The 25825-nt window shown below is 51.6% G+C and carries 25 protein-coding genes; 18 read left to right on the top strand and 7 right to left on the bottom strand.

The genetic code is table 11. The features are described 5' to 3' along the window. The first annotated feature begins 1 nt into the window (after position 1). The 6 genes from hflC (at position 2) to rlmB (ending at position 6864) form a co-directional block, all read left to right on the top strand. Positions 2-892 carry a protease modulator HflC gene (gene hflC / locus BGK46_RS12405; protein ID WP_069589708.1) on the top strand — a complete coding sequence of 297 codons (891 nt, stop codon included), beginning with the start codon at positions 2-4 and terminating at the stop codon, positions 890-892. Positions 893-990: 98 nt separating this feature from the next. Next, positions 991-1176: a DUF2065 domain-containing protein gene (locus BGK46_RS12400; RefSeq protein WP_069589707.1), complete on the top strand. Its 186-nt coding sequence runs from the start codon at positions 991-993 to the stop codon at positions 1174-1176. A 125-nt stretch (positions 1177-1301) separates the two neighbouring features. Then, the gene (locus BGK46_RS12395; RefSeq protein ID WP_069589706.1) at positions 1302-2600 is read left to right on the top strand and encodes an adenylosuccinate synthase; all 1299 of its coding nucleotides are present in this window, start codon (positions 1302-1304) and stop codon (positions 2598-2600) included. Positions 2601-2801: 201 nt separating this feature from the next. Further along, entirely contained in the window at positions 2802-3422 is a 621-nt protein-coding gene (gene motX / locus BGK46_RS12390) for a flagellar protein MotX (RefSeq protein WP_069589705.1), read from the top strand. Positions 3423-3630: 208 nt separating this feature from the next. Further along, complete coding sequence (rnr, locus tag BGK46_RS12385; RefSeq protein ID WP_069589703.1) at positions 3631-6126, top strand: ribonuclease R; 2496 nt, start codon at positions 3631-3633, stop codon at positions 6124-6126. Between the two features lie 3 nt (positions 6127-6129). Continuing rightward, a complete protein-coding gene (gene rlmB, locus BGK46_RS12380) occupies positions 6130-6864 on the top strand; it encodes a 23S rRNA (guanosine(2251)-2'-O)-methyltransferase RlmB (RefSeq protein ID WP_069589701.1) in 735 nt (244 codons plus the stop codon). Positions 6865-6941: 77 nt separating this feature from the next. Here rlmB and BGK46_RS12375 read toward each other — a convergent pair whose 3' ends face one another. Genes BGK46_RS12375 through BGK46_RS12365 form a run of 3 tightly spaced genes read right to left on the bottom strand, consistent with a single transcriptional unit; the run spans position 6942 to position 13632 of the window. Further along, positions 6942-9572 (bottom strand): glycosyl hydrolase family 18 protein, encoded by a 2631-nt coding sequence (locus BGK46_RS12375; protein WP_069589700.1) that lies wholly within the window; start codon positions 9570-9572, stop codon positions 6942-6944. A gap of 9 nt (positions 9573-9581) precedes the next feature. Continuing rightward, a complete protein-coding gene (locus tag BGK46_RS12370; protein WP_084781447.1) occupies positions 9582-10754 on the bottom strand; it encodes a lytic polysaccharide monooxygenase in 1173 nt (390 codons plus the stop codon). A 52-nt stretch (positions 10755-10806) separates the two neighbouring features. Further along, positions 10807-13632, bottom strand: a complete 2826-nt coding sequence (locus tag BGK46_RS12365) for a glycosyl hydrolase family 18 protein (protein ID WP_069589699.1) — start codon at positions 13630-13632, stop codon at positions 10807-10809. A gap of 600 nt (positions 13633-14232) precedes the next feature. On the opposite strand from BGK46_RS12365, the gene rpsF reads away from it, so the two are divergent. Genes rpsF through rplI form a run of 4 tightly spaced genes read left to right on the top strand, consistent with a single transcriptional unit; the run spans position 14233 to position 15686 of the window. Next, positions 14233-14649: a 30S ribosomal protein S6 gene (gene rpsF, locus BGK46_RS12360; RefSeq protein WP_069589698.1), complete on the top strand. Its 417-nt coding sequence runs from the start codon at positions 14233-14235 to the stop codon at positions 14647-14649. 8 nt (positions 14650-14657) lie between these two features. Next, the gene (priB, locus tag BGK46_RS12355) at positions 14658-14960 is read left to right on the top strand and encodes a primosomal replication protein N (RefSeq protein WP_069589696.1); all 303 of its coding nucleotides are present in this window, start codon (positions 14658-14660) and stop codon (positions 14958-14960) included. Positions 14961-14976: 16 nt separating this feature from the next. After that, complete coding sequence (gene rpsR / locus BGK46_RS12350; RefSeq protein ID WP_069589695.1) at positions 14977-15204, top strand: 30S ribosomal protein S18; 228 nt, start codon at positions 14977-14979, stop codon at positions 15202-15204. Positions 15205-15236: 32 nt separating this feature from the next. Further along, positions 15237-15686: a 50S ribosomal protein L9 gene (gene rplI / locus BGK46_RS12345; RefSeq protein WP_069589694.1), complete on the top strand. Its 450-nt coding sequence runs from the start codon at positions 15237-15239 to the stop codon at positions 15684-15686. 72 nt (positions 15687-15758) lie between these two features. Here rplI and BGK46_RS12340 read toward each other — a convergent pair whose 3' ends face one another. Then, positions 15759-16520, bottom strand: a complete 762-nt coding sequence (locus BGK46_RS12340) for a DUF481 domain-containing protein (RefSeq protein WP_069589692.1) — start codon at positions 16518-16520, stop codon at positions 15759-15761. 178 nt (positions 16521-16698) lie between these two features. Here BGK46_RS12340 and BGK46_RS12335 point away from each other — a divergent pair, with 178 nt between their 5' ends. Both BGK46_RS12335 and alr read left to right on the top strand, forming a co-directional pair. Further along, positions 16699-18090 carry a replicative DNA helicase gene (locus BGK46_RS12335; RefSeq protein ID WP_069589691.1) on the top strand — a complete coding sequence of 464 codons (1392 nt, stop codon included), beginning with the start codon at positions 16699-16701 and terminating at the stop codon, positions 18088-18090. Further along, entirely contained in the window at positions 18080-19210 is a 1131-nt protein-coding gene (alr, locus tag BGK46_RS12330) for an alanine racemase (RefSeq protein ID WP_069589690.1), read from the top strand. The genes BGK46_RS12335 and alr overlap by 11 nt, the downstream gene beginning before the upstream one ends. A 9-nt stretch (positions 19211-19219) precedes the next feature. Here alr and BGK46_RS12325 read toward each other — a convergent pair whose 3' ends face one another. Beyond that, on the bottom strand, positions 19220-19651 hold the full coding sequence (locus BGK46_RS12325) for a secondary thiamine-phosphate synthase enzyme YjbQ (RefSeq protein ID WP_069589688.1): 432 nt from the start codon (positions 19649-19651) through the stop codon (positions 19220-19222). Between the two features lie 230 nt (positions 19652-19881). On the opposite strand from BGK46_RS12325, the gene pgi reads away from it, so the two are divergent. Continuing rightward, positions 19882-21537: a glucose-6-phosphate isomerase gene (gene pgi / locus BGK46_RS12320; protein WP_069589742.1), complete on the top strand. Its 1656-nt coding sequence runs from the start codon at positions 19882-19884 to the stop codon at positions 21535-21537. A 69-nt stretch (positions 21538-21606) separates the two neighbouring features. Here the strand turns inward: pgi and BGK46_RS12315 are convergent, their stop codons facing one another. Together BGK46_RS12315 and zur are read right to left on the bottom strand one after the other, a co-directional pair. Continuing rightward, positions 21607-22071: a chemotaxis protein CheX gene (locus tag BGK46_RS12315; RefSeq protein WP_069589687.1), complete on the bottom strand. Its 465-nt coding sequence runs from the start codon at positions 22069-22071 to the stop codon at positions 21607-21609. A gap of 29 nt (positions 22072-22100) precedes the next feature. Then, positions 22101-22544 carry a zinc uptake transcriptional repressor Zur gene (zur, locus tag BGK46_RS12310; RefSeq protein ID WP_069589686.1) on the bottom strand — a complete coding sequence of 148 codons (444 nt, stop codon included), beginning with the start codon at positions 22542-22544 and terminating at the stop codon, positions 22101-22103. Between the two features lie 283 nt (positions 22545-22827). On the opposite strand from zur, the gene azu reads away from it, so the two are divergent. From azu to pspG, 5 genes are all read left to right on the top strand, one after another. After that, complete coding sequence (gene azu, locus BGK46_RS12305; protein ID WP_069589685.1) at positions 22828-23274, top strand: azurin; 447 nt, start codon at positions 22828-22830, stop codon at positions 23272-23274. A 231-nt stretch (positions 23275-23505) separates the two neighbouring features. Next, on the top strand, positions 23506-23826 hold the full coding sequence (locus BGK46_RS12300; RefSeq protein ID WP_069589683.1) for a hypothetical protein: 321 nt from the start codon (positions 23506-23508) through the stop codon (positions 23824-23826). Positions 23827-23856: 30 nt separating this feature from the next. Next, the gene (locus tag BGK46_RS17950; RefSeq protein ID WP_256388324.1) at positions 23857-23985 is read left to right on the top strand and encodes a hypothetical protein; all 129 of its coding nucleotides are present in this window, start codon (positions 23857-23859) and stop codon (positions 23983-23985) included. A gap of 262 nt (positions 23986-24247) precedes the next feature. Further along, positions 24248-25276 carry a tRNA dihydrouridine(20/20a) synthase DusA gene (dusA, locus tag BGK46_RS12295; protein WP_069589682.1) on the top strand — a complete coding sequence of 343 codons (1029 nt, stop codon included), beginning with the start codon at positions 24248-24250 and terminating at the stop codon, positions 25274-25276. Positions 25277-25438: 162 nt separating this feature from the next. Next, positions 25439-25702, top strand: a complete 264-nt coding sequence (gene pspG, locus BGK46_RS12290; RefSeq protein WP_069589681.1) for an envelope stress response protein PspG — start codon at positions 25439-25441, stop codon at positions 25700-25702. Positions 25703-25825: the final 123 nt, after the last annotated feature.

The raw sequence follows: 25825 nt of genomic DNA, 5'->3' as shown, positions 1-25825 counted from the left end.
CATGCGTAAGATGATGATCCCTGTTGTCGTCCTAGCCGTTGTTGTCTTTTTGATGTCGATCTTCGTGGTGAGTGAAGGCGAACGTAGCATCGTGGTCCGTTTTGGGCGCGTGCTTAAAACGGATAACGACGTGGCGAAAATCTATCAGCCGGGTCTGCATTTCAAACTGCCATTGTTTGATCGCGTCAACACACTCGATGCGCGTATCCAAACCATGGATGACCGTGCTGACCGTTTTGTTACCGCCGAGAAAAAAGACGTCATTATTGACTCTTACGTGAAGTGGCGTATCAAAGACTTTGGCCAGTATTACCTGTCCACTGGTGGTGGTAACAAACTGACTGCCGAGTCGTTGTTGCAGCGTCGTGTCGCGGATGGCTTGCGTGCCGAAATCGGTAGCAAAACCATTAAAGAAATCGTGTCTGAAAAGCGTGATGAGGTCATGAAAAGTGTCCTTGATCGTGCGGCGAGCGAAGGTTCACGTGATTTGGGTATTGAGTTGATTGACTTGCGTATCAAGCGTATCAACCTGCCGAGTGAAATCAGTGAGTCTATTTATGCACGTATGCGTGCTGAGCGTGAGGCGGTTGCCCGTCGTCATCGTGCACAAGGGCGTGAGCAAGCGGAAATTATTCGCGCGCAAGCTGAGCTAGAAGTGGCGACTATTCTGTCTAAAGCAGAGCGTCAAGCGCGGATCACCCGTGGTGAAGCTGACGCAGAAGTGGCGAAGCTGTTTGCTAATGCTTTTAAGAAAGAGCCTGAGTTTTATAGCTTTGTGCGCTCGCTACAAGCCTATCGTAAGAGCTTTAACAGCAAGAGCGATATGCTGGTGGTTGATCCGAAAAGTGACTTCTTCAAATACATGAAGCAGCCTGACGTGATCAATAAATAAACCGCAATAACCGCGAGAAAAGACAAGGCACTGCGCCTTGTCTTTTTTTTGTCTTTGGCTTATCACGCACAGCGAGATTCAATGTAGGAGGATGAATCATGACGACATTATGGGGAGCGCTTGCGCTGGTATTGGTGGTCGAAGGGCTAGGGCCCATGTTATTTCCTAAACAATGGCGACAAATGGTGACTGAACTGAGCCAACAGCCGGATAATCAGTTGCGACGTATCGGAGGCTGCTTGGTGGTGATCGGTGCGGTATTGGCCTATTACCTCTTGAGTTAACCAAGGGGCTGTCAGCTTGACGTGACAAGCCCATGGTAAGAAAACGACATTATGGTTAAAAAATAACTGCAACCGTTTTTTGAAGGTGCTAGAATCCATTTTTAACTAGCTGCATATCGAAAAAGATGGGTAATAACGTAGTAGTTCTCGGCACCCAATGGGGTGACGAAGGTAAGGGAAAGATCGTTGATCTTTTGACTGAAGACGCTAAATACGTGGTTCGCTACCAAGGCGGTCACAATGCTGGTCATACTCTTGTCATCGACGGCGAGAAAACCGTCCTACACTTGATTCCTTCTGGTATCCTTCGCAACAACGTTAAATGTATCATCGGTAACGGTGTTGTGCTGTCGCCGGATGCTCTGCTGAAAGAAATGGGTGAGCTGGAAGCGCGCGGTGTGCCGGTTCGTGAGCGCCTATTCCTGTCAGAAGCTTGTCCTCTGATCCTGCCATATCACATTGCGCTTGACGCAGCACGTGAGCAAGCACGCGGTAAGAAAGCCATCGGTACGACCGGTCGCGGTATCGGGCCTGCATACGAAGATAAAGTGGCACGTCGTGGTCTGCGTGTTGGCGATCTGTTCGACAAAGAAGCCTTTGCTGAAAAGCTAAAAGAAGTGATGGAATTCCATAACTTCCAGCTTGAGCATTTCTACAAGGCTGAGCCTGTGAGCTATGAAGAGACCTTGGCGACAGTCATGGAGCAAGCGGACATCCTTACCGGTATGGTGATGGACGTGACTCAAGAGCTTGATGATGCCCGCAAACGTGGTGACAAAATCATGTTTGAAGGCGCACAAGGCACCTTGCTAGACATCGACCACGGTACTTATCCGTACGTTACTTCGTCGAACACCACTGCCGGCGGTGTTGCTGCAGGCTCTGGTTTTGGTCCGCGTCACCTTGGCTATATCTTGGGTATTGCTAAAGCGTATTGTACGCGTGTTGGTGCGGGTCCATTCCCGACTGAGTTGGATGATGAGATTGGCATGCACCTTGGTACTAAAGGTGCCGAATTTGGTGCGACCACCGGCCGTAAACGTCGTTGTGGTTGGTTTGATGCGGTTGCGATGCGTCGTGCAGTACAAATCAACTCAGTGTCAGGTTTCTGTCTGACCAAGCTTGACGTGATGGACGGCTTGGAAGAAATCAAAATTTGTACCGGTTACAAGATGGCAGACGGTTCAACCGTTGAGGTGTCTCCTCTGGCCGCTGACGCGTACGAAAACATCGAGCCTATCTATGAAAGCATGCCTGGTTGGAGCGAGAACACCTTTGGGGTGAAATCTCTCGACGAACTGCCGCAAGCGGCGCTCGATTACATCAAGCGTATCGAAGAGCTGACCGGTGTGCCGATTGATATTATTTCAACCGGTCCTGACCGTAACGAAACCATCATCAAAGTACATCCGTTTGCTGAATAAGCAATTGCTTTGAATGATAAAAGCCAGCGCCTTGTCGCTGGCTTTTTTAATGCTTTTTTCGCCCAGCTTGGAATCGAGATCGCGCGATAGCGGAAAAAACTTGCCGCCTTTGCTAAAGTCATTTCACATAGCGCCGATACAAAAAAGGCACAGGTAGCCCTGACGCTGCTGCTTAGTTTTTTGTTTTGATAGCGAGTAGGCATGAAGTTTCGAACGCTAGTTTTTTCTCTTTTGTTGTCAACAGCAGCGGCCAAAGCGGACGTCGGCCCCGCTGTGCCTGTGTATGAAGAGAGCGAATTGATTGCCTTGTTCGAAACTAACTCTCACCTTGAACGGGTGAAGCAGGACGAGTGCCAATTGATCCAAGATATTGAAGCCCGTGCCACCCGTGTTGGATCGCCCGCCTATGAGTTTTTATACGGTGATATGCTGGCGTGGGGCGTGTGTGTGGATCAGGATGCGGAGCTGGGTGTTTACTACATGAAGCTGGCGGCACAACAAGGCTTGCCTGCGGCACTCGAGCAACTAGGACGCTATTATGCCAATGGCACGCTCGTCCAGCAGGACCAGCGCCGAGCCATTCCTTATCTGCGTGAAGCGGCTTCGCTGGGGGATACGCGTGCACGCATCTTACTGGCTGAGCTGCTAGTGGATGATGTCGGCTCGCCGCTCGATTATGAAGATGCTTACCGTTGGTTGTACCAAACTATTACCGCGGACACCCAAACTCGCAATCGGATTGCTCAGCTGCGTGCTGCGCTAGAAGCGCGTATGCCACAAAACATTATTGCGCGCGCCAAACGTCGCACCAGTTATTGGTAAGCACAATAAGCGATTTTGTCACACAAATTCGTTATACTCGTTACCACTCATCTGTTTCCAATCTGATTCGATATGGTGCCTGCGCCATATTCCTCTCGTTGTTTACAAGCAAGACGCTGAAACAAAACGTCAAACTGCGATCATCGCGGCGCATTAGCGTCAGTTAACAGATATAATGAAATCAACATACGCCAATAGGAAAAGGTCTATGTCGCAAGACACAGGTTCGACAAAAAATACGCCCACAGGCATTGCGGCCGATCCGCACCAAGCTCGTGAAGCAGAAAAATATGACAATCCCGTCCCTAGCCGTGAACACCTGCTCGAGGTCGTACGCAGCTTTAAAGCGCCGGTAAGTCGAGACAATCTGTTCGCACACTTGGGGCTCGCTGGTGATGAACAGTATGAAGGCTTACGTCGACGCCTGCGCGCTATGGAGCGTGATGGCCAATTGGTGTTTACCCGTCGCCAGTGCTACGCCTTACCCGAGCGATTAGACTTGGTTAAAGGCACTGTCATCGGTCACCGAGACGGCTTTGGCTTTCTGCGCCCAGAAGGCAAAGGCAATCACGATGATTGGATGTTACCGCACCATCAAATGCGTAGCGTGATGCACGGTGATGTGATTTTAGCCCAAGGTGTCGGCACCGATAAGCGAGGCCGCAAAGAAGCCCGTGTAGTACGGGTGCTCGAGGCACGCCAAGGTCAGATCGTGGGCCGTTACTTTGTGGAAGATGGCATGGGCTTTGTCGTGCCCGATGATAGCCGTCTTGGTCAAGACATCGTGATCGACAAAGAGCAAACCCAAGGTGCGCGTATGGGCAATGTGGTGGTGGTCGAGATCATGCAGCGCCCGACTCGACAAACCAATCCTGTCGGTAAGATTGTTGAAGTGCTGGGCGAGAACATGGCGCCCGGCATGGAAATCGAAATTGCGATGCGCACCCACGATATTCCCCACCAATGGCCGGATGCGGTCCTCAAGCAAGTCAAAAGCTTGAGTGAAGAGGTACCAGAAAAAGCCAAAGAAGGCCGCGTCGATCTACGTGATTTGCCACTGGTGACCATCGATGGTGAAGATGCCCGCGACTTTGATGATGCGGTCTATTGCGAGCGTAAACGCTCGGGCGGCTGGCGTCTGTGGGTAGCGATTGCCGATGTCAGCTACTATGTGCGACCTGATTCGGCGTTGGATAAAGAAGCGCAAAACCGCGGTAACTCGGTGTACTTCCCGAATCAAGTGGTGCCCATGTTGCCGGAAGTGCTTTCCAATGGTTTATGCTCGCTGAACCCGCAAGTCGATCGCTTGTGTATGGTGTGTGAGATGACGATTTCTGAGTCAGGTGCGTTATCTGGCTACAAGCATTACGAAGCGGTGATGAATTCCCACGCGCGTCTGACCTATACCAAGGTGTCTCACATCCTTGAAGGCGATGAGGAGTTGCGTGAGCGCTACCGTTCTCTGGTACCGCACTTAGAGACTTTGCACGATATGTACAAAGTGCTCAGTGAGGCTCGCCAACAACGGGGGGCGATTGAGTTCGAGACGGTGGAAACTCAGTTTATTTTCAACGCACAGCGTAAAATCGACCGTATTGTGCCGGTGGAGCGCAACGATGCGCACAAGATCATCGAAGAGTGTATGATCTTGGCCAATATCGCGTCGGCGCGTTTTGTGGAAAAACACAAAGAGCCAGCACTCTATCGTGTCCACGAAGCGCCGGGCGAAGAGCGCCTCAGTGGCTTTAAAGATTTCTTAGGCGAGTTAGGCTTGAGTCTCAGCGGCGGCCTTGAGCCGACGCCGAAAGACTACGCGGCACTGATGCATGTGGTGCATGGTCGCGCTGACAGTGAACTGATCCAAACCATGTTGCTCCGCTCGATGAAGCAAGCGGTGTATCAAGCGGATAACCAAGGCCACTTTGGTTTGGCACTCAAGCAATACGCACACTTTACCTCGCCTATTCGTCGCTATCCGGATTTGCTGTTGCACCGTGCACTCAAATACTTGATTGCCAAACAAGCGGGTAAAAACCAAGATCGTTGGACCCCGACCGGTGGCTACCACTACTCATTTGACGATATGGATGTGCTCGGCGAGCAGTGTTCGAAAACCGAACGCCGTGCTGATGATGCTACTCGTGATGTGGCTGATTGGCTTAAGTGCGAATACATGCAAGATCACGTTGGTGATGAGTTGGAAGGCGTGATTGCCAATGTCACTGGTTTTGGCTTCTTTGTTCGCCTCAATGAGCTACATATCGATGGTTTGGTCCATATTTCCAACCTCGATAATGATTACTATCGCTTTGATATGGTGGGTCAACGCTTGGTCGGTGAAGGCTCGGGACGTGTGTTCCGACTCGGTGATCAGGTGACCGTGAAAGTCTTAGCCGTTAACTTGGATGAGCGACAAATCGACTTTGAGCTGGTAGGCTCTGAGCGCAAAGCCCGTCGCCCGGGGAAAACAGCCCGTGACAAACGCAAGAAAGGCCGTGCGGAGTCGAATAAAGACCCACAAGCCCGTCGCGAGCGAATGTCCGTGCGTCAGCAACTGAAACGTGGCGCCGTGCCGAGCGTTGAAGAAGACAAGGCCCCTGCAGAGAAAAAAGGCAAGAAGGGCAAAGGTAAGTCGCCTGCGGAAAAAGCACGCAAGAAAAAGGCGAAGAAGCAAAAACCTAAAGCGGTCAAGAAAAAGAAGTAACCCATGAGTAATGAAACCATTTACGGCATTCATGCCGTCCAAGCCGTGCTTGCGACTGATCCATCTCGCTTTATTGACGTGATGGTGCTAAAAGGCCGTCAAGACGAACGCTTGGTGCCTGTACTAAACGAATTAGCGATGCTGGGGATCAGTATTCAGCAAGTCGGCCGCAAAGCGTTAGACGACAAAACCCAAGGTGCGTCGCACCAAGGGATTGTGGCACGTGTCAAAGCGGGCCGTCAGTATAACGAAAATGACTTGGAGGCGATCCTCGCCAATACCGAGAACCCCTTGTTGCTGGTGCTTGATGGGGTAACTGACCCCCACAACTTGGGGGCGTGCTTGCGTACCGCGGATGCGGCCGGAGTCAGTGCGGTGATTGTCCCGAAAGACAAATCCGCTCAGCTCAATGCTACGGCGCGAAAAGTCGCCTGTGGCGCCGCTGAAGTCGTGCCTTTAGTGCGCGTCACCAACTTAGCGCGAACCATGCGAGCGCTCAAAGAGCAGGGCGTGTGGTTTGTGGGCACGGCGGGTGAGGCCGATCATGATGTTTACGACACCAAATTGGTGGGGCCGCTCGCCTTAGTGATGGGCGCAGAAGGAGATGGCATGCGCCGTTTGACGCGTGAAACCTGTGATGAGCTGATTCGGATCCCAATGGCGGGTAGCGTGTCGAGCTTGAACGTGTCCGTGGCAACTGGCGTCTGTTTGTATGAAGCGGTGCGTCAGCGTCGTTAAGTGCCTTGTCTATTGTCCACCGCTGAAGAAAAACGCCCCTGTTGGGGCGTTTTGTCATTGAGGGAAGTGAAAAACCGTTACAGCAATTGCCAGACCGCGGCGCTACCCGGCTTTTCGCCTTGCGTCCACCACTTGGCTTGGTAGCGTTGGTTGTTATATTCAACTTCATCGCCACCGGAATAAGCAACGGTCGCTTGCCATTCACTGCTTTGGTTGGCTTGGCTATCCCCGACGCGCTCCCATGGATCGCCTTGGTCTGGGCGCTGGCCTTTGGTCCACCACTTGGCGCGATACTCAACCCCTTGATACAGGACGCGATCGCCGCCGACATACACGGTGTTTTCATCCCACGTTGGTAAGCCACTGGCCGCCGTCACGGTTACCGTGAATTGCGCTTGCGTGGTTTTGTCGCCATCGCTGACCTCGACCGTGACCACATAGTCGCGATTCTCCGTCACGGTGGGCGCGGTCAGCGTCACCTGATCACCGCTGCCAGCAACGGCCAGATCGCCGGATGCACGGTAGGTGTAGCTGAGTGTATCGCCATCTGGGTCGTTTGCCTCAATCGTCACGCGGGTTTGCTCACCGCTTTTCAGGCTAACAGGGGCGATAGGTGCCACGGTGGGGGCTTGGTTTTCACCCGGTACCACCACCTTAATAGTAGTGCTGGCCTCGGCATTGGCTTGACCATCCGATACCGTCACCGACAGGGAATAATCGGTGCTGGTACTCACATCGGGGGCGGTCACGGTGACCGAATCCGTGTCGCTATTAGTCAGGGTCAGCGCCGTATCGCCTTGCCAGCGATAGGTCAGGGTATCGCCATCCCGATCACGCCCATTGGCGGCAATAGTTAACGATGCTCCGGGCGCCAGCGTATAGCTTTGCTGCGCAAGGGTGACGGTAGGAGCACTATTGACAGGTGGTTGATCATCCTGTGCTAAGCCCTCGTGCATCGCATTAAGGATATCGCCATTGTCGGCATCGATTTCCCAAGCAAACAAACCGGCGAAGTTGTGGTTGCGTACATACTGGCCTTTGGCTTTGACCGAGCGCTGGTTGTCATAAGTGACTAGCTTGCCGTTGTCTGGGTTCCAAACGTAGGCCGCTTCAGCTTGCTCATCATAACCGGGTTGGAAGCCATTGATACCGTTCCCCGCGCTGCCGAGCATTGATTTGACGACGCCTTTGTAGTCAATCACGCCCGCTTCCCAAATACCATCAGCGGTACTGCCTTTGATTGGGCCGTTACCGGGGGCGGTCATCGGGTTGTTAGGATCGGTTGCATTGGCAGGGAAAACGCCTTCCCAGCCGCGGCCGTACATCGCGGTACCGATCACCATTTTCTCCGGTGGCACGCCGCTTTCGAGCAGTAATTGCACGCCATTATCGAGCGTGTAGGCAGGACCTTTACGGGGCTCGCCGTTGTCATCGACGCCAGTACCATCACACTCATCGGCGCTCATATGGCTGCCGCAGTAAATCGCGGTTTGGTGACCGGTGACATTATTCCACGCGCCGAAAAAGTCGTAGGTCATGGCAAAGATGTAGTCCATGTACGGCGCGCTGGCGCTGTAATCGACGTTGGCGATTTTGTCATAACCGGCCCCGACGGCCGAGGTGAGTTGGTACTCACGGCCCGTGTCGGCCTCGAGCTCATCCAACATCGCGCGCAGCTCACGCATTAAGGCCGCGTAGGCTTGGCTGTCTTTATCGGGATTGCCTAAATCTGGATTGGCACCGCCACCGCCTGGGTATTCCCAGTCAATGTCGACCCCATCATAGAACTTCCAGGTTTGTAGGAACTCTTTCATCGAGGCAACAAAGACATCACGGTTGGCTTTGTCGGTGAAATCATAGAAGGGGTCTGATAGGGTCCAGCCGCCAACGGATGGGAGAATTTTCAGATCCGGGTAGCGCTGCTTGAGCGCCATCATTTGCGCGTAAGTGCCACCAATTGGATCTTTAGCTGGTGTGCCGGGCAGTTTTTTCTGAATCGCTGCCCAAGGGTCATGGATCACCACTTCATAGTCTTTTGAGCCTTGGCAGGCAAGCTCCAGCGCGCGCAAGCTGTTGCCATTTTCGATGTCGCCTAATGACTCATTGGGGCCACAAATGGGGATAAAGCCATATAAGATGTGGGTGAGATTCCCCGCGGGCACCTGACTGACATCGAAGTTACGGCCATAAATGCCCCATTCGACAAAGTATGCCCCCACCACGGTATCAGGCTGTTTGGGGTAGTCATTGTTGTTCGGATCGACATTCATCGGCAGTGGGTCAAGGTGCACTCCGTCGGTGTCTGCGATCACAATGGGTTTGGCGGCACTGGTCGCACACTGGCCATCCACGCCGCCTTCACACAAGGCGAGTTTAAGCTGGTGGCGGCCGCCTTTGTCATAGGGAAAAGTGACAATGCCGGATTTGGTTCCTGCCGGTAAGGTGCCTTGATTGACGACTTGATCGTCAAAGTACACCTTGTAGCTGTCACCGCCATCACCGGACCACGCATTCCATTTAATTTCAATTTGGACTTCATCCACGCGTTGCACCAGATCTTTGTACGATCCGCGACCATATTCGTCGACTTCAACAAAAGAATAGTTCTGTGGCTTCCAGTCCAAACTTGGGGTTGAGGGGGCCGCCACGGCGTGGCTGGCACCCAGTGCCCCAGCAATCGCCAGAGAGAGTAGGGTCATTGGCTTCATGTTTGCTCCTTATTGTGTCACGCGTTGCCAAACAAGGGCAGCGCCGGGTTGCTCGTTGCGTGTCCACCATTTTGCTTGGTAGATGTTGTCGCCATAGCGCACGCGATCCTTGGCCACATAGACGTCAGATGCACTCCAAGCGGGCAGGTTGCTGGTGGGTTCGTCGGTAGCCGGGATCACCGACAGGTTGAAGCTATAGCTATCGTGATGGCTAAAGACTTGGTTTTGCACCACGTCATCGGCATTAAACTGGATCTCGCCGTGGCGCATCACCCCGATACGTAAGGGCTCGTTAGCCTGTTGCTCGATAAGGCTGGCCAGTGCGTGTGGCCAATTCGCCACATTTTGGTCCGTCAGGGTGAGTGTGACATCCACGACTTCTTGGCCTTGGCGATTGTGCAAGCGGGCCCGCACGCGATCGCCCAATGCTGCCATTTGTGGATGTGGGACAAAGTAGCCCAGCTCGTGCCATTGGGCGGGGGCGGTCTGACTAGGGGTGATGGTGATGTCGGCACAGTTGTAGAAGCCTTCTCCGGCCGGATCAATACGTTGCCAACGGCTATAGAGAATGGCATCACCTTGACGATCGGCGGGCAGGGTCACGGTCATCTCGTAATACCGGTTACCGTTATCGCCAACCACAATGGGCAGGTCGCCAAAGGTGTCGATCTTTTCGAGATCGTCCCACGTCAGCGTATCGGTCGCGCCGTTATAGTCTGGCTTGGTCAGATAAATTTCCCAAAAGCTTGGGTTGTGCGGTGTGGTGGCGCGAAAACGCACGTCAATTTGCCCATTGCCATCTGGGGTGACTTCGGTCCGTTGCCAATCCGGTGAGGGCAAACTGATCCCGGCTTTATTGGGATCACCGGCACCACATAAGTTGCCATCGGTAACGGCCGCTTTCACCGCATCCATATTGCGATAATCCGCCACCAATTGGGCTGATTCGTGGTGTTGCACAAACGGGTAGTGCCCCGATTCTAAGAACGCAGCGCGACAGGCAGCGTTAGGGATACGTGATCCATCTGAAGGCCACCAATAGCCTCCTTGTTCATGGCAAATCGCTTGGCGTGCTTTGGGGCTTTCTAAATAGCCATGTGCCATCACTTGTGAACTGCTTGCGACCAGCGCAAGGGCCACGGCGCTGCGGCAGGAAAACTGTGAGAGCGAAGACTTGAACATAACGACTCCTTAACGGGGGCACGCAGCCCCCGCATTCAAGATCAGAAATGGATTAGAGGCTGCAGACTTGGCGCCAAGCTTGACCACCGGGTGCCGCTTGGGTCCACCATTTGGCTTCCCATACCGCATCTTGGTAGATAAGTTGGTCGCCACCGCTGGCATGGTTGCCACCATTGGGCCAGTTAGGGTAGGTACTCAGGCTCGTGATATCGACGCCGGGACACTGAGTGTCGCCACCACTTTGACCGGTGCTACCGGGTAGCGCAGGCGGAAGGCTTGGATATTCCTGCTTTACCGCATAGCGCTGGCCATCTTTTTCGATGGTGATATTGGTCGGGTTAGTGATCGGCATGTAGTACATCACCTGAGCGTCCAAGGTTTCACCCGGCTTAAAGCTTTGCTCTATGCCACCCCATTCGTTGATCAAGGTGATGGCAAAGCGATGATGCGTGGCATCAAACCCGCCGATGTTGTTACCACTGGCGTTGCTGCTATCACGCACGACTTCCATGCGCAGCTTTTTCTGGGCGTTCCAGTCAGATTTAAAAATGGCCGAGGTTGAAACCGGCACATCAAAGCTGATGGTGGCGCCCGATAAGTCCAGATCCGAGTGGTTGGTAAAGCGGAACTTGGGGCGGATAGGGTAGTTGTCATCGCCCACTGGGAAGTTCAGTGCATCAAACGTGACATCCACTTGCTCGCTTGGCACTTGGAAGTTGGCGTCGCCACGTTGTAGCGAGTAGTCGCTGCCGGATTGCTTAAAGGTTTGGTACGCCAGCGAGGTCAGGGTGTCACCCATAAAATAGGCTTGACGCTGATCATCATAGCGATAATCCCCCGCCAGCTCCCAGAACATCACCCCGCCTAGGCCTTTGTTGACGACGTAGTCCACTTTCTCGGCCATCGAGGTTTCGTCTTCCATCGACAGGAATACGCGTTTTTCCTCGTTCCAAACCCATGGCGCTTTGGCGATGTCATCGTAATAACGCTGATAACTACCAGTAAGGCGATCAGTGGGGTCTTGCTCAGGGTCGAGTCCGTATTCCGCCGCATAGGCCGGGAGTTTGCCGTCGAGCAGGTTTTTCACATGCCACAATGGGTTAGAGCCAGCAGGCACTTCATTGCCGAGCTCGTCCACATCATGCCAAAGGTTATCTATCCCGACGGCACCGTTGCCGCATTTGTTTTTCTCACCGACACCGGTGCCGGCTGGGCACTCACTTTGGTTTGGCAGTGGCGCGCGTCCCCAAAGGCCTTTATCGCCACCTTGCACGTCTTTAAAGCCGCGGGTGTAATACGGGATACCAATATTGATGCGGCCGGGAGACATACCGCCCATAAAGTAGGTCGCAGCCCAGTCGGTATTTAAATAACCAATCCCGCCAAACTCAGGGGTTTGGTAGACATTCCACTGTTTAAGCTCCGAGTCTTCGCCGGTGTCGTACAGCGGCGCCTGATGGCCAACATGATCGTTCCATGCCCCGTGCAGGTCATAGCTCATAATGTTGACGTAATCTAAGTATTGGGTGGTTTGGAAGGTTTCCATCCCGCGCAATAAGTAACCCGACGACGGTGCGGCAATGGTCAGCATATAGTGCTTGCCATCTTGTGCACTGGCTTTATCGAGCGCTTCACGCAGCGACTTCATCAATACTTGATAGGATTTATTCAAGTGCGCACGACGTGGGTTGGAGTACTCGAAATCGTCAGGGTGGCCTGAGTCTTTCATTGACGATGGGTATTCATAATCAATGTCTAGACCATCAAAGCCATACTGGCGTAAGAAGGCGACGGCACTGTCGGTGAAAGCTTTAATGCCAGCTTGGTTGACGCTGCCATCGGCATTGGTAGTCATGGTATAGAAGCCGCCACTGTCGATGCGCTCGCCGTTTTCACCGAAGTAGCCCCCGGTTTCGGCCCAGCCACCCACGGAGATCAGCGTTTTCACGTCGGGGTGCTGCTTTTTATACTTGTTGAGTAAGTTAAAGTGGCCTTTGTACGGCAGGGTTGGATCCATCTCTGCGCCGGCCACGCCTGGCCAGGTCATCTGGGTCGCTGGGTTATCGGGGGCATTGGGATCGCCGATAGACAATTGGTTGTCCGCGTTAACATGGGCAAAGGCGTAGTTAATGTGGGTGATCTTGTCCCAAGGAATATCGCTGACTAAATAAGCTGGCTGGCCGTTGGCACCGTTTCGCCAGCTGGTGAAATAGCCAATGACACGGCGAGGGTGATCGGCGCCCATGTCTTCAAGACCGTTTTCGTCATACACCGAGCAATACGGCACGTCGACATCTGGGGTGGTGTATAAACCAGCAGGGCGACAGGCATACTCATCGCCGCCGGTTTGGTCATCCCCCACCACCTGTTGCAATGTTTGGGTATCGGTCGCGCCTTTGTCGTCGGTCACGGTGAGACTAAACGTAAAGCGCCCCGTTTGTTCGGCTTGCCAGTCAATGCTGGTCGCTTCTGCACCTTCATATAAGACAGTCTCGCCTTGTGAGAGTACGAATGAGGTCACTGTGCCATCCGTGTCGGTTCCGGCGAGGGTGAAGGTGAGTGTGTCGCCAACCTTAACGGGTCCAGACGGGGAGACGGTTAAGGTTGCGGTAGGGGCTTGGTTGACGCTGCCCGCGCACTGGCCGAGGATTTTCCACGCTTTCCACTCCCCTGATTGGGTGGCAGGATCGGCTTGCGTCCACCACCTTGCCTCATAGGCGGTATCGTCCGCTTTAACTTGATCCCCTTGGGTGTAGGTATTGCCACTTTGCCAATTGGGCAGGGGCTGGCAATCAACCGCAGCATGTACGCTGGGGCTACTTAACGCGAGTCCCGCCAAACCTAGCGCGACGGCACGTGATGGCGTCATCAGTTTCATATTTTGCTCCCAAAATTTTTGAAGCGAATTTCATCAATGCAGGTAGCGTTTGATGTGTCCTTTTCCTTACTTTTTTGCCTATATAGGTGACTTAAATATCAACAATAGGCAATAAAACCGCTATGTTGGGCAATTGATGCCAAGAAATGGAGGCGGAAGTGCAATAATTTGAGCGCGGGTTCAGAAATTAATTATTGGTAAAAAAGAAGTACATCAATAGCGTGATGTTGGTTGAAACTTAAACAAACTTGACAATTTGCAGGGTTGATTTCCTGATTTTTTTGCTATGCGTCATGTTTTTTGGCGCAATATCACACCAATTGTTATCAGTAAGTTGTTGTTTTTCGCAAATTAAGTGGTTGTGTCGTGCGAGTGAACACGAATGGAAATGACCATAATCGAACAGGTTGCGAGGCGTTTTGGTTTGGTTGTGACAGGGTGACAGCAAGGTGAGCCGATGAAGAGAAAATCTGTTTGCTAATGGCGCTGCAATTCTGTACTATCTCGCGCCTGATTCTCGGTCTTTTATTTTTCGTTCCTTGCTTCCGCTGGACGACCGGGCCAATTGTGGAAGCTGATTAATCCGTAAGGAGCAACTCAATGCGTCATTACGAAATCGTATTCATGGTGCACCCTGATCAGAGCGAGCAAGTTGCTGGCATGATCGAGCGTTACACTGCGTCTATCAAAGATGCGGGTGGTCAAATCCACCGTCTAGAAGACTGGGGCCGTCGTCAACTGGCTTACCCAATCAACAAACTGCACAAAGCACACTATGTTCTGATGAACGTAGAAGCTGAGCAATCTGTGATTGACGAGCTAGAAAGCACGTTCCGCTTCAACGACGCTGTGATCCGTAACATGATCATGCGTACCAAAGACGCTATCACTGAGCCATCTGTCATGATGAAGGCTAAAGAAGAGCGTACTGCTAAGCGTGAAGATCGCCCTGAGCGCGAAGAGCGTGCAGAAGCGAAACCAGAAGCGAAAGCTGAAGGCGAGAGCGCTGCTGAGTAATTGCTGTGATGACCAATCGATTGGAACTTGCTGGTGTTATCAGTAAAGCTCCGGTCCACCGCCAGAGCCCTGCAGGGATCCCGCACTGCCACTTTGTGTTAGAGCATCGTTCCACGCAACTCGAAGCGAACCTTCCCCGTCAGGTGTATTGTCGTCTGCCGGTGGTGGTAAGCGGGCAAGGGTCAACACAACAGACTCACGATTTAGCTTTAGGCAGCCATATCAAGGTAAGCGGTTTTCTCGCTTACCAGACCAGCCGACAAGGCGAGGGAAAATTGGTATTGCATGCCGACCACATTATAGACATTTAGATCAGGAGATAAGCCCATGGCACGTTTCTTCCGTCGTCGTAAATTCTGCCGTTTCACTGCAGAAGGCGTACAAGAGATCGACTACAAAGATGTAGCGACTCTAAAAAACTACATTACCGAATCTGGTAAGATTGTACCTAGCCGTATCACTGGTACTCGTGCTAAGTACCAGCGTCAACTGGCTCGTGCTATCAAGCGCGCTCGTTACCTGGCCCTGCTGCCGTACACTGACAAGCATCAGTAATCGGAACTGTCCACGTTAGAGAGGATTGAAGAATGCAAGTTATTCTACTTGATAAAATCGGTAACCTGGGTGGCCTAGGTGATCAGGTAACTGTTAAGTCTGGTTACGCGCGTAACTTCCTTATCCCACAAGGTAAGGCTGTTATGGCAACCAAATCAAACATCGAACACTTCGAAGCACGTCGTGCTGAGCTAGAAGCAAAAGTTGCTGAGCAACTGGCTGCTGCTCAAGCGCGTGCTGAGAAAGTTGAAGCGCTAGAAGCGGTTGAGATCGCATCTAAAGCGGGCGACGAAGGCAAGCTGTTCGGTTCTATCGGTACTCGTGACATCGCTGACGCTGTAACTGCAGCAGGCGTTGAAATCGCGAAGAGCGAAGTTCGTCTACCAGAAGGCGCGCTGCGCAACACTGGTGAGTACGAAATCAGCGTGCAACTGCACTCTGACGTGTTCGCAACCGTAAAAGTGAACGTTGTTGCCGCGTAATTGCCAAGACAATGTTTGTGAAAAAGCCAGCCGATAAGGCTGGCTTTTTTTATGCTTGTGAACAGATAATCGCTAAAGCCACTGATACCGTAATCCGACCGTGAACACACTGTCTTGGTGCTTCAGCCCCGGCGGCACTTCACTCATGTAGTTTTGTTTTCCCGTCAGCTTAATCGAGAGCTTTTCGGTAATGGTGGTAGCTAGCGACAACACGCCTTCCACACTGGTATTGCTTTCTCCAGACACCACCTGTGTGCGTCCCTCGATATTGGCATTATCTAAAAAACGCCACTGCCATTTGGCTTGAGCGCGGACGACAGGCTCACTGACCGAGTAGGGCATGATCAGATCATCGTCATCAATTTCGTCCAAATTTGGACGTTGGTAACGAAAACCGGGACCTATCTCTGTGCTGACACTTAATGCGTCACGCTCTATCCATTGGTAGCCAAGACCGGTTGCGAGCATAAAGTCGTCAAAGTAAGGGCCATAACGGTCAGCGACGTACGTGGCGTTCAGCAGCGCATAGCTTTGCGCGCTAAGCTTCATATTGGCTTGGGATTCGAACTCCGTTTTGCGTTTGTCCTCTTCGCCATCTTTTTCAACTTGCAGCAGACTGACGCTGGCTTGATAACTGTATTGTTCGACTTGGTATTGGCCGTTTAACTCACTGTTGATCGTTTGTGAATCGGCATTGCCGCCCAGACGTTGATAACCGATGGAAATATCGGATGACCAAGGTGACCTTGGCGTGTCGTCTTGCTCGGTTGCATAGGCAGGACTGATACACGCGACACATAGTGAGATCCAAAGCGGCGTATAAACAGATTTCATGGCTTTACCCTCACACTGTCTCAGGCGCGCTATGATAGGGATCGTCAGCATTGAAGCGGTCAAATTTGGGTTAAAATCCGCGGTGATTATTCAGCGTTTGGAAAAAAATGGCTGACAGGGCAGCGTCTCGCTAGGACAGCGGGTATAATGGCGCCCATCAGTAATAGGTGAGTTCGTTATGGCAGACAATCGTAAACCCGCAAAAGATCAACAAGTCGCTAACCTCAAAGTGCCGCCACATTCCATTGAAGCCGAGCAGTCCGTGCTGGGTGGCTTGATGTTGGATAACGAGCGCTGGGATGCGGTTGCGGAAAAAGTCGTCAGCCATGACTTTTACAGTCGCCCCCATCGATTAATTTTCGATGCGACCAAGACCTTGCTCGATGAAGGCAAGCCACTAGATTTGATCACCCTCTCTGAGCACCTTGAAAAAGCGGGTACGCTCGACGATGTGGGCGGTTTTGCTTACTTGGCGGAGTTGGCGAAAAACACCCCAAGTGCGGCCAACATTATTGCTTACGCCGATATTGTGCGAGAGCGTGCCATGGTACGTAATCTGATTGGGGTGGCCAATGAAATCGCCGATGCGGGCTATGACACGCAAGGGCGTAGCTCGGAAGATCTGCTCGATATGGCCGAGAGCAAGGTGTTTGCGATTGCCGAATCTCGAACCAGTGAAAACGAAGGGCCGCAGCATATTGACTCGGTGCTGAGCAAAACACTGGAGCGCATTGAAGAGCTCTTTAAGTCACCACAAGATGGTGTCACGGGCGTATCGACAGGCTTTACTGACCTGAACAAAAAAACTGCCGGCCTACAGCCGTCTGATTTAATCATTGTCGCAGCACGTCCATCGATGGGTAAAACCACCTTTGCGATGAACTTGTGTGAAAACGCGGCGATGGATCAAGAAAAACCCGTGTTGATCTTCTCGCTCGAGATGCCGGCTGAACAGCTGATGATGCGTATGCTGGCCTCGCTCTCGCGCGTCGACCAAACTAAGATCCGGACCGGTCAGCTTGATGATGAAGACTGGGCGCGCATCTCCTCATCGATGGGGATCTTGATGCAGAAAAAGAACATGTACATCGATGACAGCTCCGGTCTGACACCGACCGATGTGCGCTCGCGAGCCCGTCGCGTTGCACGTGAACATGGCGGTCTGAGCATGATCATGGTCGACTACCTGCAATTGATGCGTGTACCGGGTTTACAAGAAAACCGAACTCTTGAAATCGCCGAAATTTCTCGCTCGCTCAAAGCGCTCGCGAAAGAGCTGAACGTGCCTGTAGTGGCGCTATCGCAGCTGAACCGCTCGTTGGAGCAACGGGCGGATAAGCGCCCAGTTAACTCGGACTTACGTGAATCGGGCGCCATTGAGCAGGATGCCGACTTGATCATGTTTATTTACCGAGACGAAGTCTACAACCCAGAAAGTGCGATGAAAGGGATTGCGGAAATCCTGATTGGTAAACAGCGTAACGGTCCGATTGGTAGTGTGCGTCTCACCTTCCAAGGGCAGTATTCGCGATTTGATAACTATGCAGGACCCGCGTTTGATGATGAGTGATCTGTCTACCATGACCAATGCAGCTCGTGCCTTGATTGATCCCGAGGCGATGGTGCACAACATCCAAGTGATGCGCCGTAAAGCGCCTCACAGTAAAGTGATGACGGTGGTGAAGTCCGATGGTTACGGGCATGGGCTCGCGTCTGTTGCCACCACCTTGGCCCCGTTTAGCGATGCCTTCGGTGTGGCACGGGTTGAAGAAGCATTGACGTTACGTCGTGCCGGGATCCAATTGCCCATCGTCTTGCTGGAAGGATTTTATGAAGCGGATGAACTGCCGTTATTAGTCACTCATCAATTGACGGCAACCGTGCATTGTAAAGAGCAAGTAGCGATGCTGACCCAAGCCTCATTAAGTGAGCCGTTACCCGTGTGGTTAAAAGTTGACTCAGGCATGCACCGCTTAGGTTTCCAGCCTGAGCAAGTGCCGGAAGCACTCGCCGCTCTTAATGCTTGTGACAATGTGGCCGCTGACATTGGCTTTCTCAGTCACTTTGGCTGTGCGGACGAACTGGATAATCCGATTACGCAAGCACAGATAGACACCTTCATACAGGTGACGGAAGGGCTAAGCGGAGAGCGGTCGCTGGCAGCCTCCTCAGGGACCTTGTTTTGGCCGCAAAGTCATTTTGACTGGGTGCGTCCCGGCATTTGTCTATATGGCATTTCGTCGCGAATTGAACTCACCGGCGAACAGCTGGGCCTAAAACCGGCAATGCGATTGACTTCCCGGGTGATGGCGGTTCGCGAACTGAAAGCGGGCGAGCCGGTAGGCTATGGCGCGCGTTGGCGCAGTTCGCGCGATACCTTGATTGGCGTGATTGCGATCGGTTATGGCGATGGCTATCCACGCTCTGCACCTGACGGCACCCCTGTTTGGCTAAATGGCCGCGAAGTGCCCCTGGCTGGGCGCGTATCGATGGATATGATCACCGTTGATCTGGGCCCAGATGCGACCGATAAAGTGGGTGACGAAGCGGTACTGTGGGGGCCTGAGCTTCCCGTCGAGCGCATTGCCCGCTTGGTCGATACCATTGGCTATGAATTAGTGTGCCAAGTCACTGGTCGCGTGCCTCGTCAATATCTTCCCTTGAACGCGGCCGATGACGCCGCGGTGTAGCTTTTCATGTTAAGCGGTACGGGGCGCACCTTGCACAGTGACCACCAAGGTGCGTGTACCGCCATGATCGCGATGCTCACCCAGATAAATCCCTTGCCATGTACCGAGATTAAGTCGACCTTGGCTGATGGGAACCGTGACGCTTGCGCCTAGCAATGATGCTTTAAGGTGCGCCGGCATGTCATCATCGCCTTCATAGGTATGCTGATAATAGGGCGCGCGTTCTGGCACTGAGTGGTTAAAGTGCGCTTCCATATCTTGGCGCACCGTGGGGTCCGCATTTTCATTCAAGGTCAAACTCGCCGACGTATGCTTGATAAACACCTGTACCATCCCGATATCAATCTCATCGAGGATAGGCAGTGCCGAGACAATGTCGTCGGTAATCAGGTGAAAGCCCCGCGGGCGTGGGCGCAATTGAATTTCGGTTTGATACCACATAAGCAGTCCTTGTTGTGATCCTCGTCGTGAGCGAAAAGCTCAAGGCTTATCCAACTATTCTATGATTAATCGCAACCCTCTCACAGCAATTGCATGTGAGAATCTGGCTGTGATTATGTAATATTACTCCAATTGCCACCGCGAACAGCGTGGTGACGCTGAGAAAATACAGGATCCTTGCCGGCTGTTACGCTAACAGCGGCATTCACAACGCGATTTGGATGACCATGATGCTAAAGACAACTAATCCCACTCAAACCGTGGCGTGGCAATCACTGACCGCCCACTTTGAAGAAGCACAGGACTACACACTGGCGGATCTTTTTGCCGACAACCCACAGCGATTCGCCCATTTCTCGACCCAATTCGAAGACAGCATTCTGTTGGATTATTCCAAAAACCTGATCAGTGAAGAAACACTGACCAAGTTGCTGGCACTGGCGGATGAAACCGGTGTGGCGGACGCGATCAGCGCGATGTTTGACGGTGAGAAGATCAACCGCACCGAAGATCGTGCCGTGCTCCATACAGCACTGCGTAACCGCAGCAATTCACCCATCATGGTGGATGGCGAAGATGTGATGCCAAAAGTGAACGCGGTACTGGCGCAAATGCAGTCGTTTTCCGAGCGTGTGATCAGCGGTGAATGGAAAGGCTATACCGGCAAAGCGATTACAGATGTGGTTAACATTGGTATCGGTGGCTCAGATCTTGGTCCTTATATGGTGACCGAAGCGCTCGCCGCGTACAAAAACCATTTGAACCTGCACTTTGTCTCTAACGTGGATGGCACGCATATCGCCGAAACGTTAAAAGAGCTAAATCCAGAAACCACCTTGTTCTTGGTGGCATCAAAAACCTTCACCACCCAAGAAACCATGACCAACGCCCATACAGCGCGTGATTGGTTTATGAACGCAGCAGGGGATGAAAGCCAAGTGGCGAAGCACTTTGCCGCGCTTTCTACTAACGCAAAGGCGGTGTCTGAGTTTGGTATTGATACGGCCAACATGTTCGAATTCTGGGACTGGGTGGGTGGTCGTTACTCATTGTGGTCGGCGATTGGTCTTTCTATCTGTTTGGGCGTAGGTTACGACAACTTTGTTGCACTGCTTGACGGTGCGCATCAAATGGATAACCACTTCAAAACCGCACCGATGGCGCAGAACATGCCGGTGCTGTTGGCACTGATTGGTATTTGGTACAACAACTTCCACGGCGCAGAATCAGAAGCCATTTTACCTTACGATCAATACATGCACCGTTTTGCTGCCTATTTCCAACAAGGCAATATGGAATCAAACGGTAAGTATGTGGACCGCAACGGTAATCCGGTTGACTATCAAACCGGCCCAATCATTTGGGGTGAGCCGGGTACCAATGGTCAGCATGCGTTCTATCAGCTGATCCACCAAGGCACCAAATTAATCCCGTGTGACTTTATTGCCCCAGTGCATAGTCATAACGCGATTGGCGATCATCACGCTAAATTGATGGCTAACTTCTTCGCTCAGACTGAAGCATTGGCATTTGGTAAAGATCGAGAGCAAGTGGAAGCCGAGCTAGCAAAAGCGGGTAAATCAGCCGATGAAGTTGCTGCGATCGCACCGTTTAAAGTGTTTGAGGGCAACCGCCCGACGAACTCGATTCTGGTCAATCAAATCACGCCATATACTTTGGGCGCGTTGATTGCGATGTACGAGCACAAAATCTTCACTCAGGGTGTGATTTGGAATATCTACAGCTTTGATCAGTGGGGCGTTGAGCTAGGTAAACAGCTTGCAAACAACATCCTGCCAGAGCTGAGCGATAATAACGAAATCGACAGCCATGACAGCTCGACCAATGGCTTGATCAACACCTTTAAGCAATGGCGCCAAGCGTAATCGCTTAACCGGTGAAACGAAAAAAACGCCGCGCAATTGCGCGGCGTTTGTGTATCGAGCCGTGCTGTCTTAGTGATCAAAGCAGATTTCAATGAAGGCAGTACCGTGAGGCGATTTAAACGGCATAATAATCACAGGCCCATCGCTTTTGTGATTGATGGTATGACCTTTACCAGACACCACCACTGGGGTTGCCATCTCAAACTCAAAGCCTTTTTCTGACAGAATACGCTTGGCACCCCCGGTCACCATATTGGTGATTTCACCCACCATGTCAGTGACTTCCTCGTTGATCGAGTCTGCGCGCTCACCGAGCATGCGAAACATGATCTCCAGCGCCATATCTTCATCAAAGGTCACTGAGAACGACCCTTTGGTTTGTGGGCCAACCATACCGATTAACCCAGAAACATCCCCTTTAGCGATCTCGGATTTCTTTAGGTGAGGCTTCTCAGGCTGAATATCTAACTGTGCCATGGTTTGCAGCACGTTAATCAGCGAGGTCAGGAATGGGTTGACGAATTGTGCTTCCATAAAGAATGTCCGTCCTAATCAATTCAATGTTATTGAGCCAAGCACTGTGCACATGTGCCATGCGTTTCAATCACATGGTGTTGTACGTGAAAGCCCACTTGCTGCGCCTTTTCACGCAATGCATCCGACAGCTCCTCGGTGTGGCACTCTTCGACCGTACCGCATTGATCGCAAATCAACAGTTGCGAGCAGTGTCCTTGGTGCCCCAAATGGCAACAAGCGATGTAGCTGTTGGTTGACTCCACTTTGTGTACAAACCCCTGCGCTAATAGAAAGTCTAGCGCACGATAGACAGTTGGGGGTTTGGCTTGTGGTTCTGTTTCGCGCAACACATCAAGCAACTCATAGGCACTGATGGCGCGTGAGTAGTTGGCAATAATTTCGTAAACGCGCGTACGTTGTGGAGTAAGCCTTACTCCTCGCTGCTCACAAAGCTGCTGTGCGCGGTGCAGTAACCCAGTGGTATTGGTCATAGCGCCTCAAAGTGCTGACAGTCAGTTTGTTATCTTATCATAGCCACTGGTCAGCGCACCCTGTCTGTCTTTAATCCTATGCGTTATCACACACCTGTAAACACCTTTACGTGTATCGCTTGATCGCGATCAGGCCTCTCACAGTATTGAGCAAAATAAAAACAGTTAACAATCTGCTGATCTTTGAATCGGCTAACTGTTTTCTTGTAGTGAGTCCGTATGATGACACCGTGCCACAAGCATAAAAAACATACCTTTACATCCATAATAGGAGTATGTACCGATGAAAAAACTGTTAGCCCTCGCCGCACTGGCGTTCGCGTCTGTTTCTACGCAAGCGGCTGCCAACGAGTGTGAGTTAACTGTCACCACCGGTGATAAAATGGCCTACGATCAAACATCGCTATCCGTGCCAGCAAGCTGCAGTGAAGTGACGCTAACCCTAGAGCACCAAGGCTCCATGCCTGTGACCTCGATGGGCCACAACTGGGTGCTGTCAGAAACGTCTAACCTGCAAGACATTGCCATGAAAGGCGCGGGTGCCGGCCCAAATAACGATTACCTGCCACAAGGCGATGATCGCATCTTGGCGCATACTAAATTGATTGGCGGCGGCGAAAGCACCACGATTACCTTCTCAACCGAAGGACTGAAAGGCAAAGACTTAACCTATTTCTGCTCTTTCCCAGGCCACTGGACTGTGATGAAAGGCAAATTCACCATCGAATAAGTCTTGTCGCGAGAGAGCGAGCAACAGGCTCTCTCGCCATTTCATTTGCTCGTCATCTTGCATCGTGTACTTGTTACTACTCGAGTTTCTAGGCTAGAGTACAAAGACTATAGAGAGACCTTTTTCGAAATACCAAAGGCAAAAATCGATCAAAATTTGTGCTAAAATTATTGTAGCTTTAGAAAATTGTATGTAGGATACGTGGCCCAAGATAATAAAGGGAAATGTATCATGGAAGAACAACTTCTCGAGTTTTATCAACGCCTTTTTCAAGTGGCAAAAAAATTTCTTGATCAGTCAAAACTATTTACAGTTCAGCAGCTTAGCTGCCATGATGATCCTACTTTTGAAGATTTAGCAAAGTATGCCGATATGATGGCAAAGACTATGGAAACAATTGCTGATGTTGGTGGGTGGAATGAGGAAAGAATTTCACTTAATGCAAAGCAAGCCGCTTTAACTATGAAAGAAATGGCTATTGCAATCGCTCAGCATGACCAAGATGCTTTGACTGATGCTGCTGATAGGCTGGAAAAGATTACATTTATTTAGAAGCAATACAACCCAACTGAGGATAAAGACATGGAGAAACAGTATGATGAGCTCGTTATGCAAAAGCTCATAAACGAAGCGAATGCTTATCTCGACAAGTTTGAGGCCTTGCTGACATCTGTCGAGCGACGGTTGGTAGTCGATAGCAAAGCCGCTTAGTAGATACTAAAAGGAGCCTATGTGCTCCTTTTTTATTTGTTAGAAAAAGCAATTCTATGCTTAGGCCCTTGATACTAAAAATTTTAACGCTGGCAATAAAGTGCTTTATAGTCAAAAATAAGTGTTAATGAGTCTGCTCTCTTCCTTCCTGTAACCGGCCACATACCTGTTCTGCTTAAATCTTGCCGATGCAATGTGTATAATCCGCGTCCGCCTGTCGAAAATGACTGTCGTTCAACGTAATTTGCAGAGATTCGAGACCATGACTAACCCCAGCAAAACCGCCGCCAGCCCTGATGTGACGCCAAAAACGGTGATGCAGCGTTTCTCTGTTGCGCCCATGTTGGATTGGACGGATCGTCACTGCCGTTATTTTCATCGCTTACTATCAGAACACACTTTGTTGTTTACCGAGATGGTGACCACGGGCGCGATCATTCATGGTAAAGCGGACTATCTTGCTTACAACGAGCAGGAGCATCCGGTGGCGTTGCAGCTGGGGGGCTCGGATCCGGTGGATTTGGCAACGTGCGCCAAGCTGGCGGCCGAGCGTGGCTATGATGAAATTAACCTCAACGTTGGTTGCCCGTCGGATCGGGTGCAAAACGGGCGGTTTGGTGCGTGCCTAATGGCTGAACCTGAGCTGGTGGCGCAGTGTGTGTCTGCGATGCGTGAAGTGACTGATGTGCCCATCACGGTGAAAACTCGCATTGGTATAGATGAGCAAGATAGCTACGAATTTTTGACCGACTTTGTGGGCATCGTCAGTGAAAAAGGCGGCTGTGATATGTTCACGATTCATGCGCGTAAAGCGTGGCTGAAAGGCCTGAGCCCCAAAGAAAATCGTGAAATTCCACCGCTGGATTACCCGCGTGTGTATCAGCTTAAAAAAGACTTTCCACATCTGGTCATGGCTATTAATGGTGGCGTGAAAACCCTTGAAGAAGCCGAGCAGCACCTTGCGCATCTGGACGGAGTGATGGTCGGTCGTGAGGCGTATCAAAATCCTTTCTTATTGGCGGATGTCGATCAGCGTTTGTTTGGCAGCGCGCAGGCACGTGTGAGTCGCCGCCAAGTGGTTGAAGGCATGTTCCCCTATATCGAGCAACAATTACGCCAAGGTGCGCAGCTTAATCACATTAGCCGCCACATGTTAGGGTTATTCCAAAACATGCCGGGCGCGCGCCAGTGGCGCCGTTATATCAGTGAGAATGCGCATAAACCGGGAGCCGGTATTGAGGTACTGACTACCGCCATGAGTCATATTCCTGACGATTGGTTGGACGCGTAAAACGTGGCCAAAATAACTACTTATTAGTGATAAATTTGACGAAATGCGTGGTAAGGCACGGAGCATGCTGAGCAACTCATTGAATAAATGGATAAAAAACCAAGTGACAAACTGGCCTGAAACCTGCAAAGTCTGTCTCGCTATCAAGACAAGGAGATCGTAATGATCGAAATTCTATTCCTCATTGGCTTTGCGGCTGTGTTATTTATGACGGGTGTGAGCATCATGGGAATGGTGCTGGCTATGTTGGCTGGCTTCGCGGTCATGATGGTCGCGGGCATGATTGGCACCTTGCTTAAACTGTTGCCTTGGTTGTTGGTGATCGCCGCGATTGTCTGGTTGCTCAAGCGTAACCGTCGCCAACGCAAAGGCGAGCCAGAAGTGATTGTTCGTGAACGTCGTTGGGCGCGTTATCGTCGTCGCTAAGCCTTTTCGGTGAAAAAATGTGGCCTGCTGCACGAGAAACCAGCAGGTAAACATGCGAATAGCGCCATCCGGGCATAAAGCTTGCTATCATTCATATCTACCGGCGACAAGGCATGGCTTTGC

The organism is Salinivibrio sp. SS2 (assembly GCF_001722075.1).
GTDB lineage: Bacteria > Pseudomonadota > Gammaproteobacteria > Enterobacterales > Vibrionaceae > Salinivibrio > Salinivibrio proteolyticus.
The sequence above is the reverse complement of the archived record's forward strand: the minus strand, read 5'-3'. Positions and strand labels throughout refer to the sequence as shown.